19 protein-coding genes are annotated in these 25,637 nt (G+C 31.7%); 16 read left to right on the top strand and 3 right to left on the bottom strand.

Features of this window, described 5'->3' with window-relative positions; translation table 11 throughout:
* From C1I91_RS16240 to C1I91_RS16215, 6 genes are all read left to right on the top strand, one after another.
* The gene (locus C1I91_RS16240; protein ID WP_128213798.1) at window positions 1-684 is read left to right on the top strand and encodes an amino acid ABC transporter permease; all 684 of its coding nucleotides are present in this window, start codon (window positions 1-3) and stop codon (window positions 682-684) included.
* A 12-nt stretch (window positions 685-696) separates the two neighbouring features.
* Entirely contained in the window at window positions 697-1,437 is a 741-nt protein-coding gene (locus C1I91_RS16235; RefSeq protein WP_128213797.1) for an amino acid ABC transporter ATP-binding protein, read from the top strand.
* Window positions 1,438-1,801: 364 nt separating this feature from the next.
* Window positions 1,802-2,809: an LCP family protein gene (locus C1I91_RS16230; protein WP_128213796.1), complete on the top strand. Its 1,008-nt coding sequence runs from the start codon at window positions 1,802-1,804 to the stop codon at window positions 2,807-2,809.
* 153 nt (window positions 2,810-2,962) lie between these two features.
* Complete coding sequence (locus C1I91_RS16225) at window positions 2,963-3,700, top strand: hypothetical protein (protein ID WP_128213795.1); 738 nt, start codon at window positions 2,963-2,965, stop codon at window positions 3,698-3,700.
* Window positions 3,701-3,733: 33 nt separating this feature from the next.
* Window positions 3,734-3,934, top strand: coding sequence for a hypothetical protein (locus tag C1I91_RS16220; RefSeq protein WP_128213794.1), 201 nt, complete (start codon window positions 3,734-3,736; stop codon window positions 3,932-3,934).
* Between the two features lie 21 nt (window positions 3,935-3,955).
* Window positions 3,956-4,525, top strand: a complete 570-nt coding sequence (locus C1I91_RS16215; protein WP_128213793.1) for a nitroreductase family protein — start codon at window positions 3,956-3,958, stop codon at window positions 4,523-4,525.
* A 92-nt stretch (window positions 4,526-4,617) separates the two neighbouring features.
* On the opposite strand, the gene C1I91_RS16210 is transcribed toward C1I91_RS16215, so the two are convergent.
* Window positions 4,618-4,815: a hypothetical protein gene (locus tag C1I91_RS16210; protein ID WP_128213792.1), complete on the bottom strand. Its 198-nt coding sequence runs from the start codon at window positions 4,813-4,815 to the stop codon at window positions 4,618-4,620.
* 544 nt (window positions 4,816-5,359) lie between these two features.
* Between C1I91_RS16210 and C1I91_RS16205 the strand changes: the two genes are divergently transcribed.
* A complete protein-coding gene (locus C1I91_RS16205) occupies window positions 5,360-8,053 on the top strand; it encodes a glycoside hydrolase family 9 protein (protein ID WP_420808480.1) in 2,694 nt (897 codons plus the stop codon).
* Between the two features lie 40 nt (window positions 8,054-8,093).
* Window positions 8,094-10,880: a glycoside hydrolase family 48 protein gene (locus C1I91_RS16195; RefSeq protein ID WP_128213791.1), complete on the top strand. Its 2,787-nt coding sequence runs from the start codon at window positions 8,094-8,096 to the stop codon at window positions 10,878-10,880.
* A 652-nt stretch (window positions 10,881-11,532) separates the two neighbouring features.
* Here the strand turns inward: C1I91_RS16195 and C1I91_RS16190 are convergent.
* Complete coding sequence (locus C1I91_RS16190; protein ID WP_128213790.1) at window positions 11,533-12,012, bottom strand: peptidoglycan-binding domain-containing protein; 480 nt, start codon at window positions 12,010-12,012, stop codon at window positions 11,533-11,535.
* A gap of 427 nt (window positions 12,013-12,439) precedes the next feature.
* Between C1I91_RS16190 and C1I91_RS16185 the strand changes: the two genes are divergently transcribed.
* Window positions 12,440-13,180 (top strand): hypothetical protein, encoded by a 741-nt coding sequence (locus C1I91_RS16185; RefSeq protein ID WP_128213789.1) that lies wholly within the window; start codon window positions 12,440-12,442, stop codon window positions 13,178-13,180.
* Window positions 13,181-13,294: 114 nt separating this feature from the next.
* Here the strand turns inward: C1I91_RS16185 and C1I91_RS16180 are convergent, their stop codons facing one another.
* A complete protein-coding gene (locus C1I91_RS16180; protein WP_128213788.1) occupies window positions 13,295-16,423 on the bottom strand; it encodes a DEAD/DEAH box helicase in 3,129 nt (1,042 codons plus the stop codon).
* Between the two features lie 371 nt (window positions 16,424-16,794).
* Between C1I91_RS16180 and C1I91_RS16175 the strand changes: the two genes are divergently transcribed.
* The 7 genes from C1I91_RS16175 (at window position 16,795) to C1I91_RS16145 (ending at window position 24,858) form a co-directional block, all read left to right on the top strand.
* Window positions 16,795-17,037, top strand: a complete 243-nt coding sequence (locus C1I91_RS16175; RefSeq protein WP_128213787.1) for a hypothetical protein — start codon at window positions 16,795-16,797, stop codon at window positions 17,035-17,037.
* 511 nt (window positions 17,038-17,548) lie between these two features.
* Window positions 17,549-18,373: a nucleotidyltransferase domain-containing protein gene (locus C1I91_RS16170; protein ID WP_238475803.1), complete on the top strand. Its 825-nt coding sequence runs from the start codon at window positions 17,549-17,551 to the stop codon at window positions 18,371-18,373.
* A gap of 115 nt (window positions 18,374-18,488) precedes the next feature.
* A complete protein-coding gene (locus C1I91_RS16165) occupies window positions 18,489-19,268 on the top strand; it encodes a TrmB family transcriptional regulator (RefSeq protein WP_128213785.1) in 780 nt (259 codons plus the stop codon).
* 517 nt (window positions 19,269-19,785) lie between these two features.
* The gene (locus C1I91_RS16160; RefSeq protein WP_128213784.1) at window positions 19,786-21,183 is read left to right on the top strand and encodes a PTS mannitol transporter subunit IIBC; all 1,398 of its coding nucleotides are present in this window, start codon (window positions 19,786-19,788) and stop codon (window positions 21,181-21,183) included.
* A 20-nt stretch (window positions 21,184-21,203) separates the two neighbouring features.
* A complete protein-coding gene (locus C1I91_RS16155) occupies window positions 21,204-23,264 on the top strand; it encodes a BglG family transcription antiterminator (protein ID WP_128213783.1) in 2,061 nt (686 codons plus the stop codon).
* Window positions 23,261-23,704 (top strand): PTS mannitol transporter subunit IIA, encoded by a 444-nt coding sequence (locus C1I91_RS16150; RefSeq protein ID WP_128213782.1) that lies wholly within the window; start codon window positions 23,261-23,263, stop codon window positions 23,702-23,704. Before C1I91_RS16155 ends, C1I91_RS16150 begins: the two co-directional genes overlap by 4 nt.
* Window positions 23,704-24,858, top strand: a complete 1,155-nt coding sequence (locus tag C1I91_RS16145) for a mannitol-1-phosphate 5-dehydrogenase (RefSeq protein ID WP_128213781.1) — start codon at window positions 23,704-23,706, stop codon at window positions 24,856-24,858. The genes C1I91_RS16150 and C1I91_RS16145 overlap by 1 nt, the downstream gene beginning before the upstream one ends.
* Window positions 24,859-25,637 lie beyond the last annotated feature (779 nt).

Raw genomic sequence — 25,637 nt, 5'->3', positions numbered from 1 at the left:
ATGAATCTTGACGAAAGCACTTTAAGAATAATAAAGATACTTACAGATTCATTCTGGCCCATATTAAAAGCAGGCTTGGTTTTTACCATGCCTGTTACCATCATTTCATTTATATTAGGGTTGATAGTAGCGCTTCTCACTGCACTATGTAGGTTGTCCAATCTTAAGATACTCAATGGTATTGCGAAGTTCTATGTTTGGATAATAAGAGGAACTCCGCTTTTAGTACAATTATTTATAATTTTTTATGGTTTACCAAAAATAGGAGTTATTTTAGATCCATTACCATCAGCAATTATAGCATTTACACTTAGTGTAGGAGCCTATAATTCGGAAGTTATAAGAGCAGCGATTTTATCCATTCCAAAAGGTCAATGGGAGTCAGCGTTTTCTCTAGGAATGAGTAGAAGTAGAGCTTTAAGAAGGATAATTTTACCTCAGGCTACAAGAGTATCAGTACCTCCACTATTCAATTCTTTTATTAGTTTAGTAAAGGACACTTCTTTAGCTGCAACGATAACCTTAACTGAGATGTTCCAGGTTGCTCAAAGAGTTACAGCAACTACCTATGAGCCATTATGGCTTTATACTGAAGCTGCGGTAGTTTACTTGATTTTCTGTACTGTACTCTCTGCAGTTCAAAGAAGAATAGAGTTAAGATTAGAGAAATATGTAGCTAAGTAATGGAGGAGTACAATGATTAATATAAGTAAGTTAGACAAGTTTATTGGAGAAAATCATATTTTAAAATCCATAGATTTAAATATAGAAGAAGGTAAGACAACTGTAATAATAGGTCCTTCAGGATCTGGTAAAACCACTTTACTTAGATGTATGAACTTATTAGAGATACCTAATGAAGGAGAAATCACTTTAGGAGAAACTACTATTAAGTTTCATAGTAAAATAAAGTTAGCTGAAAAAGAAATAATTTCATTTAGGAAGCAGACTGGAATGGTATTTCAAGGTTTTAATTTGTTTCCGCATATGAATGTGCTCCAAAATATAATGGAGGGGCAGGTTACAGTTTTAAAACGTTCTAAGGATACCGCAAAAGAAAAAGCAACGAGATTATTAAGTAAAGTTGGATTGTCAGAGAAAGCTAATAGTTTCCCTTATGAGCTATCCGGTGGACAGCAGCAAAGAGTAGCTATAGCTAGAGCAATGGCTATGGAGCCTAAGATTATACTTTTCGATGAGCCAACTTCAGCTCTTGATCCAGAATTGGAAGCGGAAGTTCTTAAGGTAATGAAAGAACTAGCTGAAGAAGGCATGACCATGGTAGTTGTAACTCATAATATGAATTTTGCTAGGGAAGTTGCACACAAAGTTGTATTTATGGAGGAAGGAAAGATTCTTCAGGAGGGAAGTCCAGAAGAGATCTTTAGAAATCCAAAAAATGAAAGAATGAATAGATTTTTAAATATTTTAAAATAGAAAAGCCTATTTTTAGTAAAAGCATTGTAGATAGTGATAATTCTATAATGCTTTTATTATGCTTAAAAATCTGATTAAGCCTATTTATTTTATCTCAAGCAAAGTATATCTGGTTATCAGTTAAAGTCTAGGTGTTTTTATAGAACTTACATTGAATTTGTAACCTTTATGTTTATAATAATTTAATAAAATAATATACACTAGTAATATCAAGGGATTGTGTGAGAAATATGTATTATTTCATCAAAAAACATATTATTGTTGTGAAAAAAAATTAATTTTGTGGTAGAATACTAAATGTGAGATTTAGCATCTAAGAATTATGTATTTAGAAATGAGAAAATAGTATAATTGGAGGACGAAAATGGCAAAAAAAGATAAACATAAAAAGAAAATGAAAAAGTCTACGAAAATTGTTTTAATTTCTATAACAGCGGTATTAGTATTTGTTTTAGTATTTGGTTCTGTTGGGCTGTACAAGTTGTATAGCGATACTCTTGGTGGTATAAAGAAAGATACTATATCGAAAGATGAAGTTAATAAGAGTATAGATCAGGATGTCAAGGATAAGTATGATGATAGTATTATAAATATAGCGTTACTTGGAGTAGACAGAAGAGCAAATGATACAGGAAGATCAGATGCAACTATGTTTGTTACAATAGATAAAAAGCATAACAAACTAAAGCTTACATCTATAATGAGAGATAGTTATGTAAGTATTGATGGACACGGTATGGACAAACTTAATCATGCATTTGCCTTTGGTAAAGGAGAACTGTCAATAAAGACAATGAACCAAAACTTCGGTCTTAATATCAAAGACTATGTAGTTGTTGATTTTGGTGAATTAGCTAACATAATTGATGCTATAGGTGGAGTAGATATTAATGTAAAGCAAAGTGAATTTACAGAAACAAACAAATATATACAAGATGTTGCAGGAGAACTACATAAAACAGCTAGCTCACTTTCTGCACCAGGAATGCAACACTTAAACGGTATACAAGCAGTTGGTTATTGTAGAATAAGATACAACGACAATGACTTTGCAAGAACAGATAGACAAAGAGATGTTTTAGTAGCTATGTTTAATAAGATGAAGTCAACAAGCCCTACAGAACTTCCAGGCGTAATTAAGAAAATATCACCTTATTTAGAGACAACTATAGGAGCCACTGATTTGCTTAGCTTAGGTACAGGTGTACTTAAGAGTGGTATTGGAAATATACAACAACAAATATTCCCAATAGAAGGCTTAGATAATTGCAAGGGTGGACTTATTAAGGGAACATTCTACTTTACATACGATAAGGATGCTTTAAAGAAGAGAATTCAAAACTATATATTTGAAGATGCTGCTGCAAAATAAATTAAACTAATAAAAAAACAAGATAATTTTAATTATCTTGTTTTTTTATTCTTTTATTTTTTAAAATGGAAGTTGTATATCTGTAGATTTGTATTTATTTATAATAAAATATATAATTGAAATATATTCTATGAAATCGAGGTTAGTATTTTAATGGAAAGATTATACGATACATATACTGATGAGGATTTAATAATCTTAATAGGGAAGAAAAGTAACGTTGATATTAAGGTTGTTTATGAAAGAGACTTTCAACTAGATGACTATGTAGATAGTAACTATGAAATTTTTTGTTACTCCCCAACATATAAGATATTAAATAATGGGTATAGGCATATTTATGAAAAAGAGGTATATAGGGATTTAAGTAATTTAAAAATAACTTATAACGAAACTGGTGATTTAGAGGAAGTTGGTTTACTTTTTGAACAAAACTACATTCCTTTTTATATTAATTACGATCAATCAAGATTAGCTAGTCATATTAAGGAACTTATAAGGGATATAAGCACTTCCTTTGAAAATTATGTGTTTAACAACTTTAAGGATATTAGTTTGCATGCTCTAGGAGTATTTTATTTTTATGATGGTGAAGCTATAGATATAAATTTGACCATAGGAACTTCAGAGGAAAAGGAAGCTTTAGATAAAGAAAAAGATGATACTGAATATTTGGGTAATTACTCAATTAGAGCTACTATGGATGAATATTTGAAGCACAAGCTTGATACACTTATACTGAGTATTGCTAAAGATAAAAAAGCTGATGAGACGGAGATTCTAAAGTATATTGTAGAAAGTATAGATAAAAATTTAAGCGAGATTAACTGGAAAAACAAAACTTTAACTGATGAAAACTTCACTTATCATACTGCTGCTATGTATGATTAAATAGTAGTAGCTTAGTTTACAGGAGGCAAAGAAATGGAAGAAAAAGAAATAAGGGAATTATTACAAGCATTACAAGATGATATAAAGGATATAAAAGAAAGAGTAGAAAAAATTGAGAAAAATCAAGTTCAAGTTGCAAATGCAGAGCATAAAAATTGGCATATGCTAGCGGATAAGTTAGATGTTTATGATAAGGTATTATACAAGATGTTTGGTAAGATGCCGGAAAAATAATTAAATGAGAAGGTGAGATTTATGGAGGTATTAGAAGCAATAAACACAAGAACTTCCATAGGAAAAGTAAAAGATGAGCCTATACCTAAGGAAGTTATAGAAAGTATAATTGAAGCAGGTACTCATGCACCTAACAGATATTTAACTCAACCTTGGAGATTCTTTGTTATAAGTGGTAATGGAAGAAAAGCTTTATCTAAGGTTATGGAAGATATAGTTGTAGCTTCTGGAGTGGATATAGCTAGTGAAGAGGGAAAAAAGAAGTTAGAAAAGGAAATAAATAAACCTTTCAGAGCACCGGTTATTATTGCGGTGGCTGCAGAAGTTACTGAAAATAATAAAGCTTTAAGGATTGAAGAGCTAGGAGCTACCTATGCAGCAGTAGAAAATATGCTTTTAGCAGCACATGCCTTAGGAGTAGCAGCTTTTTGGAAAACCGGTAAGGCATGTTACCATGAAAAAATGAAAGATTTTTTTGGGTTAGAAGAAAAGGATGAGCTAGTAGCTTTGGTTTACTTAGGATATGCTGATATGGAAAAGAAGCCTACTGTAAGAAAGCCTGCTTCAGAGCTCACAAAATGGATAGAGTAAACTTATAATTAAAAGGGTACTTATAAGTATGCATAAACAAAAGCCATGGATAAAGGGAGATATTAGTCTGCCTTTATCCATGGTTTCTATAGTTATTTAGATACACCGTTATATCCATTACTAAATCCTTGTAAAAATCCACCTTTAAGATCTTGTAGTGATAAGATTAAACATATTATTATTAGGATAATTGATGTTACTCTAAGTCTTTTTAGAGATTTAAATTTTATACCTAATACAAAAAGAATTATAGAAACAATTAAAATTGTAGTCAAAATTATATCGCTCATGTGACGTTCCTCTCAAGATACTTTAAGTTTTATAGAAGTAATATATAAATATAGCATTATTAGATTTATATATTGTGACAATATTAACAAAGTTATAATATCACAAAAACTTAGATAATTCCATCTTATGTTGAGTAATTCAGTATAAGATGGAATTTATTACATTATTAGGAGTATTTATTTGTAAAATTTAACAAACAAGCAAATAGATATCAAAATAAATTTTAAAATGACATTTTTTAAATAATATATTTACAACAGTAAGTATATTGAGTTACAATAATATTACAGAAACAACTTACTAGATTTTTACAAAGTTAAATTTATATGTACTTTTTAAACCATTCTTAAAAACATTTCGAAGAAAAGCTACACAAATCTTAATACGATTCTAAAAAAATATATTCCAAGTTGAAGTAAGGATTGTAATTAAAGTTATACTTAGATTTACTTAGTACCTGTTTTAGATAGCTTTGCGCGAAGCTTTAATAATATATTATTATCTGAATTTCTTAATTTTAAGGGAGATGATATATTGAAAAAAATGCTTAGTCTAGTTTTAAGCCTATCAATGATTGGTACTATTATGCCCGTGAATAATGCTTATGCTGTTACTGGTACAAGTCAATCAAGTTACAACTATGGTGAAGCTCTTCAAAAGTCTTTAATGTTTTATGAATTACAAAGATCAGGAAAACTACCTGATGATAAAAGAGATAACTGGAGAGGTGACTCAGGACTAAATGATGGAAAAGACAATGGGTTAGACTTAACTGGCGGTTTCTATGACGCAGGGGATAATGTAAAGTTTAACTTACCAATGTCATATTCAGCTACTATGCTTGCCTGGAGTGTCTATGAAGCTAAAGACCAATATACAAAAAGTGGTCAGCTAAAATATGCACTCAATGATATAAAATGGGCAAATGATTACTTTATAAAATGTCATCCTTCACCAAATGTTTATTATTATCAAGTAGGCGATGGTGTAAAAGACCATGCTTGGTGGGGACCAGCAGAAGTTATGCAGATGGATAGGTCTTCTTACAAGGTTGATCTTAATAACCCTGGTGCTACTGTAGTTGCTGAAACTGCTGCTTCACTTGCATCAGCAGCAGTAGTATTTAAAGATAGTGACGCTGACTATTCAGCATTATGCTTAAAACATGCAAAAGAATTATTTAATTTTGCAGATATAACTAGAAGTGATAGTGGATATACTGCAGCAAACGATTATTACAAGTCTTATAGTGGATGTTTAGATGATCTAGCTTTTGCAGCAGTTTGGCTATATATGGCTACTAACGATAAAACTTATTTAGATAAGGCAGAAAGCTGCATAAACTCATTAGGTACAGATTCATATAAATGGGCGCAAAGCTGGGATGATGTTAGGTATGGAGCTATTTTAATGCTTGCTAAGCTTACCAATAAGCCTATTTACAAACAAAGTACAGAAAGACATCTAGATTGGTGGTCCATTGGCTACAACGGAGACAAGATAAAATATACTCCTAAAGGTCTAGCTTTTTTAACAGAATGGGGATCACTTAGATATGCTGAGGCTACAGCATTTTTGGCTTTAGTATACTCTGACTGGTCAGGCTGTGATGCTAGTAAAGCAAGTGCTTATAAGAGCTTTGCAAAATCTCAAGTAGATTACGCTTTAGGAAGTTCAGGAAGAAGTTTTGTAGTTGGATTTGGGCAAAATGCACCAACCCATCCACATCATAGAACATCTCAAGGTTCTTGGGATGATGATAAACAAGATCCAGTAAATTCAAGACATACTTTATACGGGGCCTTAGTTGGAGGACCTGGCGGTGATGACAGTTATGTTGATACTATTACCGATTATACAAAAAATGAAGTTGCTTGCGATTACAACGCTGGATTTACAGGAGCATTAGTAAAGCTTTATGGAATCTATGGTGGTGATCCAATAGCTAACTTTAATGCTAATGAGGTAAAGACAAATAATGAGTTCTTCGTTGAAGCAAAGGTAAATTCTTCTGGTAATAATTTTGTTGAGATTGATGCATTCCTAAACAACAAAAGCGGTTGGCCAGCAAGAGTTTCAGATAAATTATCCTTTAGATACTACATGGATCTAACAGAAGTAATAAATGCAGGATATACAGCTAACGATATCACTGTATCCACTGGAACAAATGAAGGAGCTACGGTATCAAAACCAATAGCTTATGATGTAGCTAAAAATATTTACTATGTAAATGTTGATTTTTCAGGTGCTAAAATCTATCCTGGCGGTAAGTCTGCCTATAGAAAAGAAATAGTTTTTAGAGTTTCTGCACCTTCTAGTGTTGTATGGAACAATAGTAATGACTATTCTTATAAGGAGCTTTCAAACAGTGGAACTTTCACAACCTGTTCAAACATCCCAGTATATGAAGGCACAACTAAACTTTTTGGAGTAGAACCCATAAATGATGTAGCAATGACAGCTAAAATTACTTCACCTTTAAATGGAGCCACTTTTGATCAGTTTAGCACTATTAATCCTATAGTGATAAGCTCAGATGCCACCATATCTAAAGGAACTATAAGCAAAGTGGAGTTCTATGCAAATGAGGCTAAGATAGGTGAAGCTACTGCAGCACCATACAATACTAATTGGGTACCAACAGGTTACACAACAAACTTAGATGGTTATGAAAATATAGCTTTATATACTAAGGTGATTGATAGCTTAGGAAACTCAGTTAACTCTGAAAAGGTTAACATAAAAGTTAAGCTTCCTATAAAGCCAGCACCTCAGCCACAAGGGAATATAAAAGTACAAGCCTTCAGTGGAATTACATCGACTTCAACTAATTCCATAAGTCCTAAAATAAAGATAACCAATACTGGTACAACAGCAATCAACCTTTCTGATGTAAAGCTAAGATATTACTATACAATAGATGGCGATAAAGCTCAAAGCTTTTGGTGTGATTGGGCTACTGTTGGGTCTAGTAATGTTACTGGAACCTTCCAAAAGCTTTCAAGTCCAAAGACTAATGCAGATTATTATCTTGAAGTTGGTTTTTCATCAGCTGCTGGTTCCTTGAATCCTTCACAAAGTGTTGAGCTGTCTTTAAGATTTGCTAAGAATGATTGGTCAAACTATACCCAAGGTAATGATTATTCCTTTAATTCTTCTTCATCAAGTTATACTGACTATAACAAAATTACCTGTTATGTTTCTAATAATTTAGTGTTTGGTATAGAACCTTAGGTTCTAATATCATAAATATAAAAAAAAGGGGAAAAGAAAAATGAAAAAGAAGATTGGTCTACTAGTCACCATGGTAATGACTCTGTCGGCTGTTACAGCTTCTGGAGGAGGTTTTACTAAGACCAGCACTGCAAAAGCTGCAACACTAAGCGAATACCAACAAAGATTCTCAACACTCTACAACAAGATTCATGACTCAAAGAACGGTTACTTCAGTCCACTGGGGATTCCTTATCATTCAGTTGAAACCCTTATGGTTGAAGCACCTGATTATGGACACGAAACCACCAGTGAAGCTATGAGCTATTATACTTGGATTGAAGCTATGAATGGTAGATTCACAGGCAATTGGAATGGATTAACTAAAGCTTGGGATACTATGGAAAAGTATATGATCCCAACTCATGATGATCAACCAACCAATTCCACTTACGATCCAAATAAACCAGCAACTTACGCTGGTGAATACGAAACACCTGATAAATATCCTAGCCAGCTTCAGCCAAGTGTTCCTGTTGGTAAGGATCCTATAGCTAACGAATTGAAGGCAGCCTATGGAACAAGTGATATTTATGGTATGCATTGGCTTCTAGATACTGATAACTGGTATGGTTATGGTACTAGAGCAGATGGAAAAACAGCTCCATCCTATATAAATACTTTCCAAAGAGGTAAGCAGGAGTCAGTTTGGGAAACAGTTCCTCAGCCTTCCTGGGATGAAATGAAGTTTGGTGGAAAGAATGGTTATCTTGATTTATTCACTGGAGATTCAAGTTACTCTAAACAATGGAAGTATACCAATGCTCCAGATGCTGATGCTCGTGTAGTTCAAGCTATGTATTCAGCTGATAACTGGGCAAAAGAGCAAGGGGTAGATCTTTCAAGCCTAGTTCAAAAGTCTTCTAAGATGGGAGATTACTTAAGATACTCCTTCTTTGATAAGTACTTTAAGAAAATAGGTTCGCAGGATATTAATAGTGCAGCTACTGGATATGACAGTTCTAGCTATCTAATGTCGTGGTATTATGCATGGGGTGGAGGAGTAGGTTCAAACTGGTCTTGGAGAATAGGTTCAAGCCATGATCACTTTGGTTACCAAAATCCATTAGCTGCATGGGTGCTTTCAACAAACAGCGACTTTAAACCTAAGTCTACAAATGGTGCTACAGACTGGGGAAAGAGTTTAAATAGACAATTAGAATTCTATCAATGGTTACAATCTTCAGAAGGAGCTATAGCAGGAGGAGCTACTAACTCTTACAATGGAAGATATGAAAAATATCCAGCAGGTACTTCAACCTTCTACGGTATGGCATATGTACCAAATCCAGTGTATGAAGATCCAGGCAGCAATACCTGGTTTGGTATGCAGACTTGGTCAATGCAACGTATGGCTGAATATTATTACAACACAGGAGATACCAAGGCTAAGGCACTACTAGATAAATGGGTAAAATGGGTTAAACCTGAAGTTAAACTTAACGTGGATGGTACTTTCCAAGTTCCTTCAACTATTGATTGGTCAGGTCAACCAGATACTTGGAACGGAAGTTACACTGGCAATCCAAATCTTCATGTAAAGATAGTTAATTACTCAACAGATTTAGGTGTAAGTGCTTCACTTGCAAACACATTACTATACTATAGTGCAGCAACTCAAAAATATACTCCTACAGCTTTTGATGACAAGGCCAAAGATATAGCTAAACAATTACTAGATAGAATGTGGAAGCTTTACAGTGATGATAAGGGACTTTCAGCTCCAGAAGCTCGTAATGACTATAACAGAATGTTTGATCAAGAAGTATATATACCAAGTACTTTCTCTGGTACAATGCCAAATGGTGATGCTATAAAACCTGGTATTAAGTTCATAGATATACGTTCAAAATACAAGAATGATCCTGATTATGCAAAGGTTAAAGCTGCATATGATAAGGGCGAATCACCAGTATTTAACTATCATAGATTCTGGGCAGAATGTGAAATTGCTATAGCAAATGGAACTTATGCAAATCTTTTTGATAATGCAACTGTTCCAACAAACACTGTTAAGACAGCTATAACAACACCAACAGAAGGTCAAATTTTTGACAATAGCACAACAGCTAATCCAATAACAATATCAGCAAGTGCTACAACTGACAACGGAACTATTGCTAAGGTAGAGTTCTTTGCTAACGGTACTAAGGTTGGTGAGTCAGCAACTAGCCCATATAAAGTTACTTGGACTCCAAGCGGATACGCAAATAGTTCTGATGGAGTAGACTCATATGCATTAACAGCTCAAGCTACAGATACCTCAGGGCTAAGCAGTGTTTCTTCAAAGGTAAATATCAAGGTGAAACTTCCTGTAAAACCAAAGCCAGTAGGAAATGTAAGCCTTCAATTCTTTAACGGAAATACTTCAACCTCAACAAACTCAATAGTTCCAAAATTTAAGGTTACTAATACGGGGACTACATCAATTAACCTAGCTGATCTAAAATTCAGATATTACTTTACAGCAGACGGAGCTACAAGCAATAACTTCTGGTGTGACTGGGCAAGTGTTGGTTCTTCAAATGTAACTGGAAGTTTTGTAAAACTAGCTACACCTGTAACTAATGCTGACACCTATCTAGAAGTTGGTTTCTCAACTGCTGCAGGAACCCTAGCACCTGGTGCAACAGTAGAGATAGCAGGAAGATTTGCCAAAGCAGATTGGTCAAATTACAGTCAAAGCAATGACTATTCCTTTAACGGAAGTGCTTCAAGCTATGCTGACAATAGTAAAGTAACAGCTTACATTGGTGGAACTCTTGCAAGCGGAGTAGAGCCAAAATAGAAAAAGAAAAAGATCGCCATACTGGCGGTCTTTTTTACTAACTAAACCTAGTAATATAGAGAATTTATATAATATTTGGGTTAAACTTTAAAAAATCTATATAAAGATATAAGCACTTTTAAATACTAATATATAAATACATAAATACTTTCACATATATAGTTATTGAGTTCGAGAGTGCAAGATAAACTTTTGGGGTATAAATTGAAAGATATATATATCAAAATCACCCAAGATGTATTCAGAAATCAATATAAATAAAAAGTTTATTTGAGTAGGTGTATTAGGAAATTTTTTGTATATATAAGAATGTATTAAATAAATGTTGCTACATATTGATACCAAGTATTTATTGCAAATCTATGATTTTAACATGGGATTTTGTCAAAATAAGGGAAAATTGAAGATAGAGTTGGATTAATATTCTTATACCGTTATAAGAAGTTACTTATTAAGTGCTAACAACATTTATTCAATACATAAGTATATAGAGTTGAAATAATAGAGATAATGTGTTGATTCATAAGAAAACAATGAAGATTTAGAAGTTGAAAAAGGAAAGAAATCCTTAGAAACATTTATTGAATACATGGATATATGGAACTAAAAAATCACTAAAGAAGATTCCTTTAGTGATTTTTTCTGGATTTAACTATTGTAATAAGGCTCTCCAAGTATTAGGTCCAACAACACCGTCTTGTGATAAACCCTTTGAAGCTTGGAAGCTCTTTACCGCATTATAAGTAAGTGAACCGAAGCTACCATCTGTAGTTAGACCAGCATTAATTTTGGTATTAAGAAGCCCTTGAACAGCGATAACATCACTACCTCCAGTAATATGTCCATATCCAACATATTCATTGAAGATATTTACATAGTAAGTTGCTACAACTTTTGAAAGACCTTCTTCTGGGTCAACCAGAAGTTTAGTTACATGAGCATTGCCGTTTGAGTCTACTGAGCTTCCTACAAACATAACCTCAGAGTAGTTGGCACTTGGGTGTATTACAGTTGAGATAGTTGTATTTACAACTTTGTTTGTATAGCTTGTCCTGTCTTGTGCGAAAGCAGTAGTTGAAAGTACTAATAAAGAAATTGCAGTGGTTAATGAAACAAGTTTTAACGATTTCATTTTATATTACCTCCTAAAAATTACTATAATATTATATTAAAGTTAATTACAGAATATGTAAAATATGATAAATGTTTAAATATTTCAATATTTGGCGGAATAGTTAAGTAGTGCAGAATTATATAGAAATATCGCTTGTTATTGCCAATTTTCTGACAATTACCATAGAGTGTGCCTATCTATTAAAAATTTTATATGAACTTTTGCTCTAGAAAATAGTATTTTATGCACAAATATTTTATAATCTGTTAGCTTAGAAGATAAAAATGCAACACAAATTATGTCTCAATATTATGTTGAATTCTAATAGGAAAACTTAGAATATAAGTTTTAAAATTAATTTTTATATAAGTATTCAATCTAAAAATAGTAACTAAAAACTGATTTATACTTAATATATAGTGTATAAATAGTTAGAGGTAAAGCTATGGGAGACTTTGGGAGTAGACAGATAATTGAGGTACGAGAAGGAAACATAACAGATTATTATTCAAGGGATAAGATCATTTTAACTGGAGAGTTTCCATATGTGGAAACAACCTTCGCTAACAATATAGAGCTAATTGTAAAGCCTAGAAAAAAGCAGTTACCTTCAGTTGTTAAGATTCCTTTTAGTGGGTATTACTTTCAGTTATTCTTAGGTGATTTTAACGGAGATGGAAAGGATGAAGTATTAGTAAGAGGAAGTTTTTTAGAGGTAAGAGGTTATGCCATAGGTACAATTTATGCTTATGTAGACGGATTGCTTCAGAATATCTTTAATCAAGAGATTTTTACAAGTAGCTATCCTTTTACTGTAAAGTATTTGGATAATTATAAACTAGAGGTATATAGTTTACCATTGAAGGAGAAATACGTAATAGATATCTCTGGCAGAAGCAAGGAATACTTAGAGCTTTTATACAATCCAGATGGAAAAGTAAAAGAAAATGTAGGGCCAGCTATTACTCCAGTAATTGATGTAGATCCTGTAAAATCAATATATGACAATAGTTATAGCCTAATAGTAAAGCAAAATATTGTTGGTATAGATAATTACGATGTATTTGCTATTATAGAAAGCTATTTTTCATTGCTAAATAATGAAATAAAGCTCATCAGTATGGGAATTCTCACATTTGGAAAGAAGGAAGAAAAAAGTGAAATAAAATGCATATGTCCAGATTAGAGTTCATGTATTTTCTTAAATAAGATCATAGCCTTGCACATTTTTCACATATACCTTGAGAAAGGTATATGTGAAAAAAATTCACTAAGGGGTGCCTTAGTGAATCTTTTACAATTACATACTTCTATCAAAAAGTCTTATAAGATCATCCTTACTAAGCTTTTGCAGTGCGTTGCTGTCTTGTAAGTCGCCTGTTAAAACATCGTCTATTAACTGCTTCTTATTGTCTTGAAGTGTTAATATCTTCTCTTCAATAGTGCCTTTGGCAACTAATCTTATTACTTCAACTATGTTTTTTTGACCTATCCTATGGGCTCTGTCCGTAGCTTGATTTTCTACCGCAGGATTCCACCAAGGATCAAAATGTATTACCAAGTTAGCTGAAGTCAAATTCAAACCAGTACCGCCTGCCTTCAAAGAAATTAAGAAAACTTTTACCTCTTCATTTTTATTAAAATCATTTACCAGCCTTAACCTCTCCTTAGCAGAGATAGAACCATCTATATAATAGTAGTTTATATTTAAAGCATCCAGTTGTTCTTTTATTTTAGATAAAGCAGATGTAAACTGAGAGAACAAAAGAACCTTACCTTCTTCTTGTAAATGCTCTTGAATTAGTGACATTGCAGCTTCTAGTTTTCCGCTACCGCCAGTATAATCTGGTATTAGAAGAGAAGGATCTAAACATATTTGGCGGAGTTTTGTAAGATATGAGAAAATCTCAATCTTTCCACCAGAACTGTTTTTTAGGCTTTCTCTTACATCTTTTATGAAAGAACTATATATAGATTTTTGCATCGGAGTCATTTCAACTATAAGTTTCTTTTCATTTTTATCTGGCAGTTCTTCAATTACTTCGCTTTTAGTTCTTCTCAAAATAAAAGGATTTATCAGGCTTTTAAGAAGCTCAATATTGTCTTTGTCTTTTATAGCAAATTTTCTTTCAAATACGTCCTTTGAATAAAGAAAGTTTGGCATTACAAAGTCAAAGATGGACCACAGTTCAGTAAGATTATTTTCTATGGGGGTTCCTGTTAAAGCAAATCGAGTAGTAGCTTTTATTTTATTTATAGCAAGCTTTGTCTTAGAAGTTGGATTTTTAATGTTCTGTGCTTCATCAATAATACAAAAATCAAAGCAGTAGCCTTCGTAACTCTGAATGTTGTTTTTTAAGGTTCCATAGGTAGTTAAAAGCACAGTGTTTTTATCCATTAATTCTTCTAGGCTTTTCCCTTTATTTCTCTCGCCATGAATTATATCAAAGGTTATATCAGGACAAAAGTTTGTAAGTTCATCTCTCCAATTGTAAATAAGAGAAGTAGGCGTAACTATGATAAATTTCTTGTTCTTCTCTGAAGCTATTAAGGCTATAGTCTGAACAGTTTTTCCAAGTCCCATTTCATCTGCTAGGATGCCGCCTAATCCTAATTCGGTTAAAGTCTTAAGCCACTTAAAGCCATTTATCTGATAATCTCTCAAGGTAGCTTTTAGTTCTAAAGGGACAGTAAGTTCGCTAGCTTCATAATTATCTAGTTTTTTCTCTAAATTCTTAAATATAGCCGAATTGTTGTGAATAGAATAGCTATTTTTCTCAAGTAATTCTTTTGTATAGAACAGTTTATCTTTATCAACTTCTAGAGAGCCAAATTCATTAGTATTATCCGTCAGTAATTCTAAGAGTTTGAAGAAACGTAGTACTCCTTCATCGGTAAAATCTAAATAGTTGTTATTACTGTCTCTATAGAAGCTTTCACCAGACTTATATGCTTCATAGGCACTGTGAAGTTCTTGAGGATCCATTTCTTCAATTCTATAGATTATTTTAACTTTCGGATCATTATCTTCTAAGTTCATCACTATATTCTTGGAATTATAAATCTTTATGTTTTCAAAGCCTGCGCCAAAAGTTACTTTTCCTAAGGTATAAAGTCCTGCGTTTTTCTTAGCTAATAGCTCAAATAAATCATTGTCACTACCTACAAATTGTAATCTTTCTTTTCTATTAATAAATTTATGACTTTCCAGCTTCATTAATATCTTATTTTCTGCTAATTTATCTCTTAACTTATCTTCACCATCCATGGCTGTAGTTAAAATATTTATTTTCTTATTAAAATATATACCATATATATCGCAATAAATATCAAAGCCGTCCTTATAAATGTAAAACTCAAATTTTAGATAATCAGAACTATAATTTTTTACACCTTCGCTTAGGGTTACATCTCTTGAAATAGCTGTAAGCTTAGATATTAGCATATTATAATTATCTAGGCCCTTAGGAAAAACTAAGATATCAGATTTTTTAAACTTTTCATAGAAAAAACTATAGTTGCTTATTTGTTTTCTTGAAGGTAAGAAAATTTGTCCATTAAAGAAATATACTAAGTTTTCATCGTCCAAAGAAATCGGAAGCTTCTTGTGAGTTGTGATTAAAAAGTCTTCATAATTATCCTTGAAGGTAAACTTTAGTGGTAATCTATCCTTTAATATAGTTGGGTAATAGTCTATACCTTTATATTTGAAAGTAATCTTGTGATTAACTAAGGTCTCCATGAATCCTATAAGCTCACTACTGTTAAGCTTTAATGCTCTAGAAGAAGCTGGATTTTCTTTAGAGTTGATTTTTTTATATAGATATTCTATTAATTCCTTGTAATCCTCTTTTATCTTATATTCTGAGAGATCATAGCTTAAGGTCGCATCAACATATATCTTAGTACTATCATAGAAGGAAGTAATAAATTGTTTTATATTAGTTATCAGATACTTATGAGCAGTACCTATGCGAAATTCAGCTTCATAGGTGGAATAGTCCTTAAAAGACTTAGAAAGCAAGGTTATTTGAAGAGAAAGCTCAAGCTTTTCTTGTACATTTGAGTTAGTAATATCATTAGAAACTTTCGACTGTTGCTTTTTACTCACTGAGTCTATAAATTTATAACAAGCTGCTGTGATATGTTCGCACATAAATAAGGGCTTATTTCTTGAAAAATCCTTAAAAATCTCACAACTGCAACTAGTACCTATAACCTTGCCTGTTTTTAAGTTGAGCTTTATATGAGTATTTAGCTCACTAGCTAATTTACTATCTTTAATATCTCCGTAAATATGGTATATATCATCTATCTTTTTTCCTCTAACTTTAGTAACAAGATTTTCTTTGAAAATTTCATTACCCTTTGTTCTCATTAAGTTGGAAGATGGTTTGAAAATAATTTGTTTAAGATTGTTAATATCCATTTTCTCACCACTTTCTTTATTATTAATCTGTAAAATGTTGTGTTAAAGTTCGGATATATATAAAGTATTCGCTAAAGTACTTCAACAAAAGCAGATAATATTATAACATAAATTACTGTCTACATATATAAAATGTATAGAAATCTATATACACTTTTCAGGTTAGCTAGGTTAAGGTTATAAATACTGGCTAATAGTGGTTATAAGACTTTTGAAAATAGTTTTTGTAGCGTGAAGATAAAGCTTTAATATAAATTTATACTTTGTTACAAATTAAGTTAAAAATGAATTAATTTAGTAATTTTGTATTGTAATAATTATATAATTGGTAGTAATATGTATATAAAGTTGAAAATTAAGGGGGGCTAAATATGCATGTTGATTTTAATGGGGTACCTGTTAAAAATAAGTTTTTAAAGTTCTTAATTGCATTCCTAGCAATATTTCTTGTTCTTATTATAATAGGGTTAGTATTCGCAATAATTTTTCCGATTATAGTGCTTTCAGGAGCTATAGTCATAGGAGCAATAGCTTTAGCACTTGTTCTTGCTTTGATTTGTATTCCATTAGGTCTGATCAAGGGCAAAGGTTCTAGAGAGTCAAAGGATAAATAATATTTTTGCTATGCTTCATGGTTTGTAATAATCATTTGTTTTAGAAATCCAGAAAATAAAGATGGTAGCTATTAAAACTAATAGGCTTTATCAATGAGAAAACTAAACTAAAAGCGATTAGCTATAGGGAACCTTTATGAAAACTTAATTTATACATGTTTGATAATACCGGCTTCTGGGGATTATCGGGCATGTACAAATTAATAGTTGAAGTTGGTTCCCTATAAAAGTTATAAAGCAAGACTTGGTTATAAAATGACATAATTATCTTTAGAAATAGTACAATAAAAATGGAATATTGATTAATATTATCATATGGAATAAAATGTAGTAGTACAGTATGTACTACTGCATTTTGCTTTTTAATGTTTTTAGAGAAAGATAAGAAGTAATATGTTAGAAGCTTATCAATTATATGTGTTTTTGCATTATTCAAAATAGTAGATAGGCGAAAATATCTACTAAAGTTACTTAGATAATATTCTTAGTTATGTATAAAAGGAGAGAGAGTATGGTTAATGTTATGGTAATGGAAATGATTAAGGAATTTTCAAAAATTCCTGAGGTTGAGGGTATACTTCTAGCTGGATCCCGTGCTACAAATACCTATGATGAGGGTTCTGATTATGATATTTATATATATTCAACTAGTGAAATATCTATAAATAGAAGAAAAGCTATTACTGACAAGTATTTTAAATACATTGAACTAAATAATACTTTTTGGGAAGCAGAAGACGATGGATTCTTAAAAGAAGATAATATCCCAGTGGAGATAATATACAGAGATATTAAATGGCTTAAAGATTCCTTAGATAGAACTGTCAAGTACGGTGAGGCTAGTGTAGGATATAGTACCTGCTTTTGGAGTAATTTTATTAATTCAATTATCCTATATGATAAGAATAGCTGCCTTGAGCAATTACAAAAGCAGTATGATGTTAAGTATCCAGTAGCTTTAAAAGAAAATATTATCAAGAAAAATTACCCATTGCTTAAATTACAAATGCCAGCTTATTACTTTCAGATAGAAAAGGCACTTAAAAGAGATGATTTTGTAAGTGTAAATCATAGAGTTGCTGCTTTCCTAGCTAGCTATTTTGATATTATTTTCGCAGTAAATGAATTTAGTCATCCTGGAGAGAAGAAACTATTAAAGATAATAAAAGAAAAAAACTTTAAGGTTCCTAGGAATATGGAAGAAAACATAATTGAGTTATTAGACAATGCATCTCCAAATAAAACAGGTTTGTTATCAGTGATAGATTCACTTCTATTAAACCTAGATGATTTTTTAAAGAAAGAAAATTTGTACTTTTGGGAAAAACATATTTAAGAAAGGATTAGAGCTGCCCACTAGGATATGGTAGCCGTATATATATTGAAAGAAAGTCTTTCAAAGTAATATGGTATCCACATAAGAATTGTAGTTGGTAGCTTATAACAATGAGATGGATGAAATATTAAGTTTACTAGAGAAGTTGAATTTTTCAAAGAATGAAGCCTCAATATATATGGAGTTATTAAAAAGTTCTAGCTTAAACGGCTATCAAATTGCAAAAAATCTAAAGCTTTCAAGATCCTCAGTATATTCTGCCTTAGATAACCTGTATGAAAGAGGCGTAATATTTTTAGTGCCAGGAGATACCCAGCTTTATAAGGCTGAAGATCCTACAGTACTAACTTCAAAAATGAAAAAGGCTTTTGTGGAAACAGCAGATTTATTAGAAAATAAGCTAAGAAATTTGAAAAAGGTAGAAGCGGAAGAGAGATACCTGAATATTGAAGGATATGAAAATATAGTTTCAAAGGCTAAAGAGCTTTTACTTACCGCAGAGAAAGAAGTTTATATAAATACAGACTTTGATCTTACTAACTTCTCTGAGGAATTTGAAAAGCTTAAAAGTAGGAAGGTTAGAATAATAGTATTTTCTTTTTCAAAAATTAAAAGCGATAAGCTTCCTATAGAGCTATATACTCACAACGATGAAAGCTGCAAGGATAAAGAAACTAGAATAATGATAGTTATAGATTGCAAGAGGACTTTAGTAGCCGACAGAGGACCCCATAGAGAAGAATTTTTAGGGACTTTTACGGACAACACTCTTTTTGCAACCATAATATCAGAGCATATTCATAATGATATATATCTATTAAGGCTTAAAAATAAATATGAAAAAAACTTGATTAATGAGGATATTAAAATAAATACAATTCTAGAAAATAGATAAGGTAACGCTTTGGTACTTATGAAGTTCATATAAGTATTAAAGCGTTTTTTACTGTTAAGAAAAGCGTAAAATTTTTTCATAGCAAAACCTAGTAATATCAGATGATTAGAACGGTTATTTAGGATAAACAGTAAAAAATAGAATTATGTAGCCTGGAAGAATTTCTTCATAGGCATTGTGAAAGGCAGATGCTAGAAAAAGATCACTGAAGAAATAAATACTATTCCATATATATATTTGTAAGGACAGTTGGATAAAAAAATTGGCTGAATTTTAATACTTAAAGATGAGAATTATAATAAATGAATTAATATCGGATTGTTTAAAAGTTTTAGCTTGCCAGCTAGAAGCCTTGATTTACAAGGCTTTTGAACTAACTTTAAATTTGTCATTGAAAACACCTCTCTAAATTGAAGTTGATTAAATTGAAAGAGTAAACGTTTTATTTTATTATAAGGACATAGCAATTAAACATTTTTTAAAAAAATTATAAAACAATTTTAATAGGAGGTATCATATGGAACATAATAAAGTTAATTCATCGGCTAAAGCTAAAGTTCAGAGATTTGGAAACTTCTTAAGTTCAATGGTTTTACCTAACATCGGAGCATTTATTGCTTGGGGACTTATAACAGCCTTGTTTATACCAACAGGTTGGTTCCCAAATGCATACTTTGCTAAGTTAGTATCACCAATGATAACTTATCTACTCCCTATCTTGATAGGTTACACTGGAGGTAAACTTGTCTATGATACTAGAGGTGGAGTAGTAGGTGCCATAGCTACTGCAGGTGTGGTAGTTGGAGCATCCATACCAATGTTTTTAGGAGCAATGGTAATGGGACCATTAGGCGGATGGTTGATCAAGAAATTTGATAAACTTGTAGATGGTAAGGTTCCAACAGGCTTCGAAATGTTAGTTAACAACTTCTCATCAGGTATTTTAGGTGGAGCACTTTCATTAATCGCTTTCCGTTTCATAGAACCTATAGTTTCTGGAATTTCAACTGGTCTTGGTAACATAGCACAAACTATAACTAACCAAGGATTGTTACCACTAATTGCAATCGTTGTAGAACCTGCAAAGATATTATTCTTAAACAATGCAATCAATCATGGAGTATTATCACCTTTAGGTATACAACAAGCAGCTACAGCAGGTAAGTCAATATTCTTCTTAATAGAGCCAAACCCAGGTCCAGGACTTGGTATACTACTTGCATTCATGTTATATGCAAAGGGAACAGCAAAACAATCAGCACCTGGTGCAATAATAATTCACTTTTTAGGTGGTATTCATGAAATTTATTTCCCATATGTATTAATGAAACCTCTTTTATTACTAGCTGTTATAGCTGGAGGAATCGCTGGAGATTTAACTTTCGTATTATTAAAGGCTGGTCTTGTAGCAGCACCTTCACCAGGAAGTATCATTTCCTTAATGGCTATGTCTCCAAAAGGTGGACAATTACCAGTAATAATGGGAGTATTGGTTGCTACAGTAGTTTCATTCTTAGTAGCAGCAATAATACTAAAGAGAGATCCACAATCAGAAGATATAGACCAAGCTAAAGAAAAAGTTAAAGAAATGAAAGCTGAAAGCAAAGGTCAAACAATAGCTAATGCAGTTGCTAGTGATGTTAAGTTAATAGTATTTGCTTGTGATGCTGGGATGGGATCTTCAGCAATGGGTGAATCAATACTTAAAAAAGCTTTAAAAGATGCTGGAATAACAGGTGTAAACGTTAGCCATTCTCCAGTGGATGATATACCAAAAAATGCTGATGTGGTCTTCACACAAGAAAATCTTTATGAAAGAGCTCAAAAGTCAGCAAAGACAGATAGAATATTAACTGTGAAAAATTTCTTAGATCGTTCAACCTATGAAGAATTTATTAAGCAACTAAAAAACTAGCTGACTAGGTATTTTAATTAATGGATAATTTAACTCCTAGACAGAAGTTTATATTAAGCAAGATACTAAATGAAGGCTCTTTTAATAAAGAGAGCCTTCTTAAACAATTAGACATAGGTACGAGAACAATTCTAAGAGAAATCACAGCTATTAACAAAGAATTAAAAAAATATAGTGTTGTTATTTTTGTAGACGATGAAATGGAACTATCTATTTCAGGAAACAAGAATAATATTGAAGAATTAAGATTATCATTAGCACAGATCCCGATGCAATGGCTATTTAGCAAGGAACAAAGACAGATTATTATGACCTGTCAGTTAATCATGGCAAATGAACCTTTAAAAGCAACATATTTCAGCCATAAATTTAACGTGGTAATGGGAAGCATAAGCCTTGATTTAGACAATATAGAAAAGAGACTATTAAGCAAAAATCTATGCTTGATTAGAAGAAGAAATCAAGGGATAAGTATAGAAGGATCCGAATGGAATAAAAGAATTGCTTTGGTAGAGTTTTTAATTGAACTAAGACCTTATGAGGATCTTCTTGCAATACTATATGGTGAAGAGGTAGATCAAACTGTAAGAGCTTTTTTTGAAATAATTTTTGGAAGCAAACTTTTAGTACTGGTAAAAGAAATGTTTGAACATTCAGAGTTTAGCTATATGAGAGCCAATGATGTGAAATATTTCACCTTATTCATTCAGCTCTTAATATCAATTAAGCGAACAGAAACTGGTGATAATATTCAGTTACCAGAAAAGATAAGAGATGAAATAATAGCTTCTGAAGCTTATAACAAAATTAAAAGCATAGATGACACTTTAAAAAAATACAGTATAGTTTTATCAGATGAAGAACTAGCATATTTAACTTTGTATTTAAGTGATTATAACTATTTTTTAAATAATAATAATAATACCTTAATGCATCTAGATATAAACTACGAAGATATTGCAATTGAGTTAGTATCAGAAGTATCAAAGAAACTTGGTATTGATATAACTTCAGATCAGCAGGTTATAAAAGATTTGTCACAGCATTTTAAGCAGACTTTTTACATGCTTAACTTAGGACTTGTGGTAATAAACCCTTTAATTAATGAAATTAAAGGACACTATAAAGATTTATTTAAGGTAGTAAGTAGTAAATGTAAGCTTATTTTTTCAAGGTATAATTTAAAAATTCCTTCTGAAGAAGTTGGTTATATAACAATGCACATAGATGTAGCACTGCAGAGGCAGCAAGGAAAATCAAGGAACCTTAAAGCTTTAATAGTTTGCCCTGGAGGAATAGCTACTGCTGGGATACTTTCAAATAAAGTAAAATCTTTATTTCCAGATATTACTGATCTTTCAATATCATCAATAAACAATATTGAAGAGAAAATAGAAAACAATCTTTACGACCTTATTATTTCAACTGCGAAGATAAATTCTAACATTAAAAGTAAGATCATAATAGTCGCACCATTTATGACTAAGACAGATTTGGAAAATATAAACAACTTTATCGTTGATTTTAAGATAAATAACAAAGAGAATTTAACAAAACTATATGATTATGATAATATGCGAGAAACCTTAAGCATCGATTATGAATTAACAGATGAATTGATTAAGAACTCGCGTATAACACAAGCAAGTGTAAGGAATTTCGTAGACCTAATAGACATAATTGCTGAGGATGTTAAAAACAACAATATAACAAAGGAAAAAGAAGCAATTAAACTATCAATACTAAAAAGAGAAGAAAAAGGTAATATAGTGGTGCCAGGAAGCAGCGTAGCCTTACTTCATGCAAGGTGCGAAAAGATTGATAAACCCTTTGTAGGAGTATATAGAATCACTGAACCATTATATATGAATAGTATAGGCTTCACAAAAGTTGAAACTAAAACCTTTATAGTTATTTTAGCTAGAAAAAATGAGAGAAACTACATTTTGCAGCTCCTAGGCATGATAAGCATAGCATTGATCGAAGATACAGATTTTATAAAAATACTAGAAACTGGAACACTATCAGACTTAAGAAATTATTTAGTTAATATAGCAAACAAGGAGAGAGAAGAGCAATGAATACAAGTGTATTAAATGAAAGAAATATTATTTTAAATCTACCATCAGAATCTAAGGATGCAGCTATTGAAAGAGCAGGAAAACTGCTAGTCGCTAATGGATACGTAAATGAAAATTATATAGAAGGTATGAAGCAAAGAGAAGAAGAAGTAACTACCTACATGGGGAATGGTGTGGCTATTCCCCATGGGATGAATGAATATAAAAAGCAGATAAAGAATTCAGGAATAGTTATTCTACAATATACTAATGGAGTTGATTTCGGAGATGGCAATACAGCTTATCTAGTAATAGGTATTGCAGGAGTTGGCGATGAGCATATGAACATACTATCTCAAATAGCACTTACTATACAATATGAAGAAAACGTTGATAAACTAAGAGCTGCTAAAAATCCAGAGGATATAATTAGAATCATAATAGAAGAAGGTGAGATGTAATGAAGGCAGTACATTTTGGAGCAGGAAATATTGGAAGAGGTTTTATAGGATATTTACTTTCTAAATCTGAGTACAATCTAACTTTCGTTGATATATCTGATTTTCTAGTTGATTCTATCAACAAATATAAAGAGTATACAGTTATTACATTAAGTACTTCTGAAAACAAAGAACAGGTTAAGGGCGTAGATGCAATAAATATCAAAGATGTTGCTGCACTAGAGAAAGCTGTAATTGAAGCTGATCTTATTACAATGTCCATTGGTGCACCTAACTTAAAAAGTACTGGTTCATTACTAAAAGCCATGTTAGAAAAAAGAATGAAAGTAAGCCAAAAGAAGGTTGATATAATTGCCTGTGAGAATGCAATCATGGCAACAGATATATTAAAAACTGCTATTGTTGAAGATATGGACAAAGCTTTTATAGAATATTTGGACAACTATGTAGGTTTCCCTAATAGTGCAGTAGACAGAATAGTTCCAAATGTTAACATAGAAAAGGAATTACCTATTGACGTTGCAGTTGAAGACTTCTATGAGTGGGACATCGAAAAGAATAAAGTAAAGGTCAATACTGAAATCTTTGGAGCTGAATATGTAGAGATGCTAGATCCATATCTAGAAAGAAAGCTGTTTTTATTAAACGGTGCGCATGCCACAACTGCATACCTTGGATATATAAAAGGATACAATTATATTCATGAAGCTATTAAGGATGAATATATAAGAAATGTAGTGATCAACTTCCATAAAGAGGCTGTTGAAGCTCTAAGTAAAAAGCATGGCATTGATATAGAATTGCTTACTGCATACTCAGAAAAGCTTATTAGAAGATTCGAAAATCAATATCTTCAAGACGAAGTATTCAGAGTGGGCAGAGATCCTATAAGAAAGCTAGCTTCTAATGACAGATTAATAACGCCTTTAGTGCTTTGCAAGGAACTAGGAATAAGTAGTACTAATATAGTAACAGGAATTGCTGCAGGTCTTTTATTTGACTATAAAGATGATCCAAAGGCACAGGAAGTTCAAGAAATCATAAAAAATAAAAGTATACAAGATGCTATTACTGAAGTCTGTGGCTTAGCAAAAGATAATGTTTTAGTGGAAGAGATAGTAAGTAAATACAATGAACTAAAAGCTATGAGATAAAAGCTAATGAAATTAAGTGGTCAGTCATCCGATGCTTAGATGATAGATGTATCACTTCGTAATAAAATTTATATTTTTAAATTCTCTCACCAAAACCAGTGAGAGCTTTAAAAATGGTTTAAGGATCGAAGTGATACATCTGTTCAGATGAATAGATAAACCACTTCAATCCTTGAACTCAAAATAAAGCTTTCGATGAATCTGAGAAGTTTTATTTTGACAAATTTCAATATGAAGTAGTTTATCTCTAGCTTGCGCTAATAGCTCGCTCATATAGCATCTCCTTCTTAACCACTTAATTTCAAGAATATTATTAAACATAACCTAAAAATATATTTCAAAATAAAGTGATTAGTTTTATAGAGTTCCTAACTAAACTGTTTAATTTATACTTGTACAAAAATCCTAAGAAGCGGAGATTTTCGAACAAGTGTAAATTAAGTTTCGATATAGGAACTCTTTATTTATGCTGTAAAATCACTTGCTTTTGTTGTCGAAATGCATGTCCTGTATTAGCATATAGTTGACTATACCAGTGATTTTTTGTTTATTAATAATATAATTTTTGAGGTGGTTTAGAAGGTGAATTTATGCATAAACATGGCTGAAATTAATAAATTTACAATATTTTTTTTATGCTTTTGAAAATGTAACAATTGGATTGACTTTAAATAATATGTAGTATAATATATAAAATTGTGAAGGCTGAAGAGACCATAATTATAATTTAAGAAGTAAAAGGAGGATAGAATTAATATATTTATTTAAAGCGCAAGGGG

Origin of the sequence: Clostridium manihotivorum (assembly GCF_004015185.1) — a bacterium.
Taxonomy (GTDB): domain Bacteria; phylum Bacillota; class Clostridia; order Clostridiales; family Clostridiaceae; genus Clostridium_AR; species Clostridium_AR manihotivorum.
This window is presented reverse-complemented; position numbering and strand designations above follow the sequence as displayed.